We start from the raw sequence: 10124 nt of genomic DNA on the forward strand, positions 1-10124 counted from the left end.
CGCGGCATTCGGTTGCGCGGGCGCGGCGGCGTCCGGCTGGGGCGCCCCGGCGGGACCGGGAGTATCCAGCGTCACCAACTGGCCGAGCGAATTGGCCTGCTCGGTCTTCCAGGTGTCGCCGTCCTTCTTCATATCCAGTGTCCAGGTGGCCCGGAACGATTGCACCGGCACATTCGGCGCGGTCTGGGTGAGTTTCAGGACCACGATGGCGGTCGCCTTGTCGCGTTCACTGTCCAATGAACTGAGTGAGGCGCCCAAAACCTTGCTGTCGATCCCGGTCTTGGACTTCACGGCGGCGTCCTTGATCCGGTCCTGGTTCTCGTTCAGCTGGGTCAGCATGTCCCCCGTCATCGACGAACGCATCGTGGCGACGGAACCGTCCACATCGGCGGGATTCATCGAGGTCAGGTTGACTGCCGCCTGCCGGGCCGCATCCAGCGCCATATCGCGCGCATCGGTGCGCGGGCCGTCGGTGAACCACATCGCCCGGACCCAGCCGGCGCCGAACCACGCCGCCGCGACCACGGCCGCCACCAGCCAGACCGCCGCCACCGAGGTCACCACGGTCCGCAGCACCGAGCGACCGGAGTCGGACACCGACACGGACTCGGCAGCCGACGCCGGGGCCGGGGCACCGACAGATCCGCCGGAGTTCCGTACCGCCTGCGCCACACCCATACGCACCGTCTCGTCGGTGTCGATGCGCGCTGTCTGCTCGGCGGGCATCCGGACCGTCGCGTCGGTGTCCGTCCGCACGGTCGCGTCGGCATCCGTCCGCACAGTCGCGTCGGCATTCATCCGGACGGTCGCGTCCGACGCACCGACCGTGCCGCCGGTACCGGCTTCCGTGCGGAGAGAGTCGTCCCCGCCACCGGTCGTCGCACCGGTCTCGGCACGCACGGTCGCGTCGTCGGCTCCCCCGCCCTCCACAGGGGCCCGGGTCGCGTCAGCTACCGGGCTATCGGCAGCGTCGGCCGGCTCCTTCGCAGGTTGCGAGGTCGGCTTGGGCAGATCAGAACTCACAGCGACACCCTAGCGTCGTCGGTTTTCCGGGTTCGCCGCCCGGGCCACTCACCCCTTCGGGGTGACTCCGAGGAGCGTGGCCATCTGGATGGCCAAGGGGCTCAGGTTCAGCTTGTCCGGATCGGTCTTGGGGGTGGAATCCCACGGCTGCGGGACACTCGGATCGGCGTACTGCGCACGCGCACCGCCACGGACATCGGTCGGACTTCCGAACGGCACCGCGCATTTCGCGTCGGTGTTGAACGGGAAGTCGTCACGGGTGTCGTCGAAATCGGGATTCTGCGCCTTCATCTCGTCGAGAATGCGCTGCGTCCCCTCGTACCCGACGGTACAGGTCGGCGGATTGTTGGTTTCCAGCACCAGTCCGAAGTGGGTGGTGCCGTCACCGGGCGCGGTCGCCGAGGCACCGATCGACAGCAGCGGCAGCATCTGCAGCAGCGGCTTGATCGCCCACGTCTTCGTCGACACCGACTGCATCAGCAGCCGCAGATTCGCCAGATCCGTGGTCAGTGGCTGACCGCTCTCGTCGAGCAGCTTGCCCAGTTGATCGCCGGCGTCGGCGCCGGTGCCGATCAGTCGCCGGATGTCGGGATCGTTGGCCCGCAGTTGCACCGCGAGCTTGTCCAGGCCGTCGCTGAAGGTCCGGATCGCCGGCGACTGCTCGGCCTGGGTGCCGAGGACGGTCTCCGCGTCGCGGATCAACTGCACGGTCTGCGGCAACGATTCGACGCCGGCCTGGGAGAACTTGTTCAGCGAATCGACCAGGACGCGCAGATTGTCGCCCTGTCCGTCGAAGGCCTTACCGAGTTCGATCACCGTGGTGCTCAGCGCCTGCAGATCGGTCGTGCTCGCCAGCGTGTTGACGCTGGAGAGCAGTTCCTCGACCCGCGGCGGTGTTTCGGCGTTCTCGACCACCGACCCGTCGCGCAGATACGGGCCCTGCGCGGCCTCCGGCACCAGATCCAGGTACTGCTCACCGATCGCGGAACGGTTGGCGATGACGGCCTTGGACGACGCCGGAACCTTCGGTTTGCCGGAGTCCATCTCGAGATAGATCATCACGCCGTCGGGGGTGACGTCGAGCGAGTCGACGCGGCCGACCGGCACACCCCGATAGGTCACCTCGGCACCTTTGGACAGGTTGCCGGTCTCCTTCGCGGTCACCTTCACGTGATACGTGCCGAAACCCAGCATGTGGTCGAGGTGAACATATTTCGCGCCGACCAATGCCACTCCGAGCACGGCGATCACCGCGAAGGCGATCAGCTGATAGCGCACCAACTTACTCATCGCGGCTGCACTCCCAACTGTTCGAGAATCGAACCGATGGGGTTCATCGGGTCGATCGGCGCCGGCGTCACCACGGTGGGCGGCAGCGGCACCGCGGAGACAGTCGGCCAGCCGGGCCGCGGACCGTTGCCGTTGTAGTACGGATTGCTCGGGTTCACCGGCACCGGCGGGCCGTACGGCGGTGGGATATAGACCGGATCCGGCTTACCCACACCGAGATTGGACAGCAACGTGCCGATTTGCAGGTCGACCGAGAGCCAGGTGTTGACCGAACCACCGAAGGTCGACTTGATGGCCTCGTCCGGGAACGGGTAGGTCGGCACCAGCGGCAGCGCGGTCACCAGATCGGGTGCCGCGCGTCCGAGCTCCTGCAGCGTCGGCCGCAGCGCCTGCAGATCCCGGATCAGGTTGTCGTTGGACTTGTCCAGCACATCGAATCCGGCCTGACCGACCCGATCGAGCTGCTTCAGCAGTTCGATCAACTGCGGCCGTTGCTCGTTGAGGATCTTGATACCGGCGGGCAGTTCGTCGAGGATCTTGCCGATCTGCTCGGTCTGCTGCCCCACCCGGCTGGACAACGTGCCCAGGCCGTCGAGCGCCCGCTGGATATCGGTGACCTGCTGGTTCAGCCCATCGATCAGGGTGTCGGCCTGATCGAGCAGCGAACGCACCCGATTCTCCCGGCCGGCCAGCGCCTTGTTCAGCTCCGAGACAATGGGTTGCAGCTGAGCCACACCACCACCGTTGAGCAGCAGCGACAGCGCACCCAGCACCTGTTCGATCTCGACCGCGTGCCGAGTCCGGTCCACGGTGATGATCGCGCCGTCGCGCAGCTGCCCCTCCGGTTCGCCCTGCTTGGGCGGGGACAGTTCCACGAACTTCTCACCGAGCAGATTGGTCTGACGCACCTCGGCGTGCGCATTGGCCGGCAGTTTCACCGAGGAATTGACCACCGTGTGCACACTGGCGGACCAGCCGTCGGGGGCGATGTCGATGGAATCGACCCGGCCGACCGCAATACCGTCGACCTTCACCGCCGATTGCGGAACCAGATCGAGGACGTCGTCGAAGCGCACATCGATATGCAGTGGATGGTCACCGACATTCGCGCCACCGGGCAGCGGCACGCTGTAGATGCCGTCGGACGAGCACGAGCCCACCAGCAAGGCAGTGGCCCCGACCATCGCCACCGCTCCCAGGCCGCGCGCCGTTCTACGGAACGCGAAAGCTGTCATCGCTGGCCACCTTCCTGCTGCGACGGCGGCTGCCGATCGGACGGCGTGCCCGGAACGCTGCCCGGGGCCGGGTTGTTCTGGATGTTCTCACCGCTGAGAATGCCGAACGGCAGCACCAGCGACGGGGTCTTCACCCCGTTCGCGATCTGATCGGTGATCGTCGCGCACTGGTCGAGAATCGGGCGCAACTGCCGGGTGATCGCGTCGAATTTCGGATCGCCCGGACGCAATTTGCCCAGATCCAGCATCTTGCACACCGCGCCGAACGGATTCTGCAACTCGGGGAAATTGGCACGCATATCGAGCGTGCCGGATTCACCGTTGTGAATATTGATCAGGTTGCTCAGCGCCAGGGGCAGTACCGGCAACGCATCAGCCAGGTCCTGGCGCTGATCGGCCAGCGTCTGGGTCAGCTGGGTCAGTCCCTGGGCATTCTGTGCCACCAGTTCGCGGTTGTTGTCGACGAACCGGGCGACATCACCGAGCGCCACCGACAGCAGATTCAATGCCTGCCCGAGATTTTCACGCTCACCGGACAGGAATCCGGCCAGATCCGCGAGCTGGGTGTTGAATTCCCGCACCTGCTGATCGTTGACCGCCAGCGTGTGCACGAAGACCTGCAGATTCTTGATGGTGTCGAAGATGTCACCGCGCGAATCCGACAGTGTGCGAGCCGCATGCGAGAGCTGAGTCAGACTGTTGGCCAGCGCATCGCCGTTACCGGACAGATTCTGCGCACCGGTACGCACCAGATCGTTGAGCGCACCGTCCTTGTTGGCACCGTTGGGCCCCAGCGCATTCGACAGATCCTCGATGCTCTTGTACAGCCGGTCGACCTCCACCGGAGTTGCCGTGCGGTCCCGCGGAATGGTCGCGTTGCGCGGCATCTTCGGCCCGCCCTTGTAGACGGGAGTCAGCTGGATGTAGCGATCCGCGACCACCGACGGGGTGATCTGCGCGGCCTTGGCATCGGCCGGCACGTCGTAGTCCCGGTCGACGTGCATGGTGACCTTCACCTGTTCACCCTGCGGCGTCACCGAATCGACCTTGCCCACCGGCACGCCGAGAATGCGTACCTCCGAGCCCTCGTAGATACCGATCGACTTGTCGAAGTACGCGGTGATCTTGGTGGTGTTGTAGTTGTCGAACAGCCACCACAGCACACCGGCGATCACGACCGCGGCGACCGTCCCCAGAGTGAGGAAGATCGTGGTGCCGCGTCGCTTACCGAGAGCAGCCTGCATCAGTTGCCTCCCAGCGTGCGGATCGGCGCGCGGTCACCCGGAATTTCCGGCAGCGCCGGCGGGGTGAGGTTGACGAGCACCGCATCGAACCAGCGACCGTTACCGAGCACATTGGAATAGAGGCCGTAGAACGGCGCCGCCAGCTTCAACGTCTTGGAGATGTTCTGCTGATTGTCGTTGAGCATGTCGATCGACTTCTTCAGGTTCGTCAGCGCCGGGCCGATCTGTGCTTCGTTGTCGTGCACCAGGGCACTCAATTCGGCGGAAACGGTTTTCGCACCGGTGAGCAGCTTCGAGATGGCTTGCTGACGAATATTCAACTCGGCCAGCAGCTGACCGCCGTTGGCCAGCAGTCGTTCGAATTCGGCATTGCGGTCGGCGAGCACCTTCGTCGTCTGCTTGGTCGCGGCGAACAGATGCCGTAGCTGCTCGTCCCGCTTGGCCAGTGTTTCCGACAGCCGGGCCACACCGTCGATCGAACCGCGGATTTCCGGCGGCGTCCCGGAGAAGGCCTCCGACAGCACCCGGAAGCTGGTGGCCAGCTGCGCGGTATCGGTCTGCTCGATGGTGTCGGCGGCATCGCTGAACGCCTCCACCACGTCGTACGGGGACACCGTGCGGGTGAGCGGAATGTGGTCGCCCGGGTCGGCCGGATCCGATCCCTTCGGATCCAGCGCCAGATACTTCTGTCCGAGCACGGTCTTGATCTGGATGGACGCGGTGGTCTGGTCCCCGACCCAGGCATCCCGGGTGCGGAAGGTGACCAGCACTCGATCACCGTCGAGGCTCACACCGGACACCGAACCGACCTTCACGCCCGCGATCCGGACCTCGTTCCCCTTCTTCAGGCCCGCGGCCTCGGAGAATTCGGCGGTGTACTTGGTGCTCGCGCCGATGATCGGCAGCCGATCGAGAAAGAACGCCGACAGTGCGATCAACAGCACCATGAACAGGCCGAGCCCGCCCATGAATGCCGGGCTTCGCTTGCCGAACAGAGCCCGTTCCTGCATCAGCGGCCACCTTTCCCATGACAGCGTGGGGCCGGATTGGTGTACACCGGCTGATTCACCGTCGGCATATCGGCCGGCAGATTCAGGTTCGGTGCGTCCGCGGTCCCGGGACCGGCGACGATATCGATGCCGCACACGTAGAACTGGAACCAGGAGCCGTAACTGGCCGCGCGGCCCAGCTTCTCCATCTTGATCGGCAGGTTCGCCAGCGTCTGGTTCACTTCGTCGGAGCGATCGTTCAAGGTGCCGGTCAGCTGGTTCAGGCCCGCGATCGACCCCTGCAGGGTGGGCCTGGTCGGCACCAGCAGATCCGCGGTCGCCGAGGCGAGGTTGCTCAGCGAATCGACGGCCGAACCGATGGTTCCTCGTTCGGCGTTGAGCCCGGTCACCAACGCCTCGGTATTGACGATCAGATCGTTGAGCTGGTTGTCACGAGCGTTCACCACATCGAGGATCGAATTGAGGTTCTTCACGACCTCCCCGATCACCGCATCCTTGTCGGCGATCTTGTTGGTCAGGCTCGCGGTATGACTGATCAGATCGGTGATGGTGCCCGACTCACCCTGGAAAACCTGGATGATCTCGTAGGACAGCTTGTTCACGTCCTCGGCCGACAACGTCTGGAACAAGGGCCGGAAACCGTTGAACAGGGTGGTCAGATTCAGAGCCGGCTTGGTCCGCTCGAGGGGGATCGTCGCCCCCTCGGTGATCTTGTGGCCCTGCATGCCGGTGCCCTGCTCCAACGCGATGTAGCGCTGGCCCACCAGATTCCGGTACCGGATGGTCGCGGTGGTCGAAGCCGGCAGCGAATCCCGGTCGGTCAGCTCGAACTTCACCTCGGCGAGGCTGCGGTCGACGATCGAGACATCGGTCACCTTGCCGACCCGGACACCGGCGATACGGATCTCGTCACCGGGGTTCAGCGAGGTGACATCGGTGAACCTGGCCTTGAACGAGGTGCCGCCACCGGAATAGTTGGCGATGGTGAGTCCCAGCACGAACGTTGCCAGCAGGGTCACCAAGACGAAGATGACCAGTTTGGTCAGGGGCCCGCCCAGACCACGCAACTTTCCGCTCATCGCACACTCACCTCACTTCCACGCATCGCGGGTGCCGCGATCCGGGACACCCAGCCGGGCACCTGATCGGGCGAAACCCCATGTGCCGCACCGTAAATCGCACCCAGCGTGTGCTCCTCCGCGGGCGAACCCATGCTCGTGGTGCCGGTGGCACCGTAGACCGAGAACTGCGCGGGTGGCAGTTGGCCGATGTTCTGATCACCCGGATTCCGGGTCGGCGGCTGGTAGGAGCCGTCGTTGGCCGATCCCGTCGGGTACTGCCCGGCATCCACCCCCAGCGGCGGTTCGGGGAAACACACCGCCGGACGCTCGTCGAACCAGCGAGGTTCGTCCTGATTGGGCAGGTAGCGCCCCCGCGGATTCGTGATCTCGATCGATACCCGGGAGCCCGGCAGATCCGTGCCCTTGCCGAAGAGATCGTCGATGCGCGGCTTCATCTGCGCGAAGTTGCGCAGCGCGCAGGCGTAGGAGGGCGAGTAGGTCGCCAGCAGTTCCAGCGTGCCCCGCGAGTCCGCGGCCAGATCGATGATGTTGTCGTGGTTGACCGTCAGGAAGTCGGCGAGCTTGGACGACGTCGGGGTCAGCACCTGGTAGAGCGTGTCCAGCTGAGAACGCTTCTGCACGATGGTCGTATTGAGCGTGCGCAGGTTGTCGAACGCGTCCACCAGTTGCGGCAGTGCGTCGGAATAGGTGTCGGCCACCGTGGAGAAAGACCGGATGTCCTGCTGCAACTGCGGCATCACGCCGTTGAGATCGCGGAAGATGTCGTCGAGCCGATCGAGGGTATGGCCCAGTTCTTCGCCCTGACCCTCCAGCGCCTGCGAGAGCGCACCGAGCGTCGAGGCCAGATACTGCGGCGGAATCGCCTGCAGCAACGGCATGACCGAATCCAGCAGCTGGCTGACCTCGATCGCATTACCGCTGACGTCCTGATGCAGCGTCATCCCCGCCTGCAGATGCTTCGTGCTGGGATCCTCCGGCCACATCAGATCGACATAGCGTTCGCCGAACAGCGTCTTCGGCAGCAACCGGGCCGTGACGTTCGACGGGATCTTCTCGGCCTTGCTCGGATCGATCGCCAGATGCAATGTCACCTGGTGGTTGGCCGTTTCACTGGAACGCACCTCGCCGACGTTGACACCGCGGACCTTCACATCCGCATTGCGAGTCAGCGCGTTCCCCGCCGTATCGGTGATCAGATCGACCTTGACGACATCGGTGAACACCTTGTTGTAGACGGCGATCGTCCCTCCGAGGAACAAGGCCATCACCAGGAAGAACACGATGCCCAAGGTGCGTACACGCAATTTCTCTGTCGAGCGCCAGATCTGCACCCCGCGCGCACTCATGCTGTCGCCTTTCGGCCGCGGCTCTGACCGATCATCCCGCAACCCTCACGGTCGTCGTGGTCCCCCAGATCGCAAGACTGAGGAAGAAATCGAGAACGTTCACCAACACGATCGACGCACGCACCGCGCGGCCCACCGCCACGCCGACACCGGCCGGACCACCACTGGCGTTGAAGCCGTAGTAGCAGTGGATCAGGATGATCACGAAGGCGAAGATCAACACCTTGAGGAACGAATACAGCACATCCTCGGGTGGTAGGAACAAATTGAAATAATGATCGTATGAACCTGTGGATTGCCCGTTGAACCACACACTGATCTGTCTGGATGCGACATATGTGCCGAGCAGACCGACGATATAGAGCGGGATCACCGCCACGAATCCGGCAATCACGCGGGTGGAGACGAGAAACGGCACACCCGGTACCGCCATCACCTCGAGCGCATCGATCTCCTCGGAAATCCGCATTGCACCCAATTGGGCTGTGAAACCACAACCGACCGTTGCCGATAATGCCAGCGCCGCGACCAGCGGAGCCAATTCACGAGTGTTGATGTACCCGGTCAGGAAGCCGGTGAGGACCGAACTGCCCAGGGCATCCAGGGCTTTGAAACCCTGCAGACCGACGACCACGCCGACCGAGGCCGACATCATCACGACCACGCCGATGGTGCCACCGATGACCGCGAGCGCACCGGAACCGAAAGTCACCTCGGCCAGCAACCGCATGACTTCCTTGCGGTAATGCACCACGGTCCGCGGAATCCAGGCGATCGCCTTGGAATAGAACGCCATCTGGTCGCCGGCGCGATCGACGACGTTCACCGGCCCCTTCAGCGCAGCACCGACTCGGCGCACCCGCTTCGAAAAGATCGGAGGACGCTGCGAAACAACCATTGTCATGAACCCTTTGCCGGGACGATCTGCAGATACACCAGCGTCAAAAGCAGATTCACGAAGAAGAGCACGAGGAAGGTGATGACGACGGATTGGTTGACCGCATCACCGACCCCTTTCGGGCCGCCCTTGGGGTTCAGGCCCTTGTACGAGGCGATAACTCCGGCGAGTAGACCGAAGATGAGTGCCTTGAATTCACCGATCCAGAGATCGGGAAGCTGAGCCAGAGCGGAGAACGACGCCAGATAAGCGCCTGGAGTTCCGCCCTGCAACAGCACATTGAAGAAATAGCCACCGCAGATACCGACCACCGAAACGAGGCCGTTGAGCAGCAGCGCCACCAGCATCATGCCGAGAACACGCGGAACCACGAGGCGCTGCACCGGATCGATGCCGAGCACCTCCATGGCGTCGATTTCCTCGCGAATGGTGCGGGAACCCAGATCGGCGGCCACCGCCGACCCCGCAGCACCGGCAATGATCAGCGCGGTGACCACGGGAGCGGCCTGCTGCACCGTCGCCAGCACACTGGTTGCACCGGTGAACGATTCAGCGCCGAGCTGCTTGATAAGTGAACCGGTCTGCAGTGCCACAACGGCACCGAACGGGATTGCGACCAGTGCCGCGGGAAGGATCGAGACGCTCGCGATGAACCACGACTGCTCGATGAACTCCCGCCACTGGAATGGCCTGCGGAGGGTCTTACGCGCCACGGAGATGAGCAGCGCAAAAATGTTGCCGGCCTGCGCAAATCCCGACTCGACCGGAGTGCGCAGCCGTGCCAGGGGTTGATTCACGATTGCGTATGTTACCCGTTAGTTGGGTTGTGTCGCACGGTGGTGTCGTACGCGCCGCCGTCGTATTCGGGCGCGTGGCCGGTATACGCAGGCAGCACTTGTGTCTCGGCGTTCTCCTCCATGGATTCCCGGATCGCGGCCTGGGCGGTTTGCGGCAGGGTATGCATGATTTCCATGACACGCCGACGGCGACGCTCCA

The 10124-nt window shown here is 64.0% G+C and carries 9 protein-coding genes and 1 pseudogene; all 10 read right to left on the reverse strand.

Annotated elements, in window-relative coordinates; genetic code table 11:
* On the reverse strand, window positions 1-1023 hold a 1023-nt coding region (locus tag NV2_RS30210; protein WP_157103166.1), incomplete at its 3' end, for a hypothetical protein.
* A 48-nt stretch (window positions 1024-1071) separates the two neighbouring features.
* Complete coding sequence (locus NV2_RS30215; RefSeq protein WP_067882298.1) at window positions 1072-2313, reverse strand: MCE family protein; 1242 nt, start codon at window positions 2311-2313, stop codon at window positions 1072-1074.
* Complete coding sequence (locus NV2_RS30220; RefSeq protein ID WP_084475716.1) at window positions 2310-3548, reverse strand: MCE family protein; 1239 nt, start codon at window positions 3546-3548, stop codon at window positions 2310-2312. The genes NV2_RS30215 and NV2_RS30220 overlap by 4 nt, the downstream gene beginning before the upstream one ends.
* Window positions 3545-4792 (reverse strand): MCE family protein, encoded by a 1248-nt coding sequence (locus NV2_RS30225; RefSeq protein ID WP_067882301.1) that lies wholly within the window; start codon window positions 4790-4792, stop codon window positions 3545-3547. The genes NV2_RS30220 and NV2_RS30225 overlap by 4 nt, the downstream gene beginning before the upstream one ends.
* Window positions 4792-5802, reverse strand: a complete 1011-nt coding sequence (locus NV2_RS30230) for an MCE family protein (protein WP_067882303.1) — start codon at window positions 5800-5802, stop codon at window positions 4792-4794. Before NV2_RS30230 ends, NV2_RS30225 begins: the two co-directional genes overlap by 1 nt.
* Window positions 5802-6881, reverse strand: a complete 1080-nt coding sequence (locus NV2_RS30235) for an MCE family protein (protein ID WP_174550655.1) — start codon at window positions 6879-6881, stop codon at window positions 5802-5804. Before NV2_RS30235 ends, NV2_RS30230 begins: the two co-directional genes overlap by 1 nt.
* A complete protein-coding gene (locus NV2_RS30240; RefSeq protein WP_067882305.1) occupies window positions 6878-8230 on the reverse strand; it encodes an MCE family protein in 1353 nt (450 codons plus the stop codon). The genes NV2_RS30235 and NV2_RS30240 overlap by 4 nt, the downstream gene beginning before the upstream one ends.
* A 31-nt stretch (window positions 8231-8261) precedes the next feature.
* A complete protein-coding gene (locus tag NV2_RS30245) occupies window positions 8262-9128 on the reverse strand; it encodes an MlaE family ABC transporter permease (RefSeq protein WP_067882308.1) in 867 nt (288 codons plus the stop codon).
* A gap of 2 nt (window positions 9129-9130) precedes the next feature.
* The gene (locus tag NV2_RS30250; RefSeq protein ID WP_067882312.1) at window positions 9131-9925 is read right to left on the reverse strand and encodes an MlaE family ABC transporter permease; all 795 of its coding nucleotides are present in this window, start codon (window positions 9923-9925) and stop codon (window positions 9131-9133) included.
* Between the two features lie 11 nt (window positions 9926-9936).
* Window positions 9937-10124 (reverse strand): annotated as a pseudogene (locus NV2_RS31235) (ABC transporter ATP-binding protein); the annotation flags it as partial.

Origin of the sequence: Nocardia vermiculata NBRC 100427 (genome assembly GCF_001613265.1) — a bacterium.
Lineage (GTDB): Bacteria > Actinomycetota > Actinomycetes > Mycobacteriales > Mycobacteriaceae > Nocardia > Nocardia vermiculata.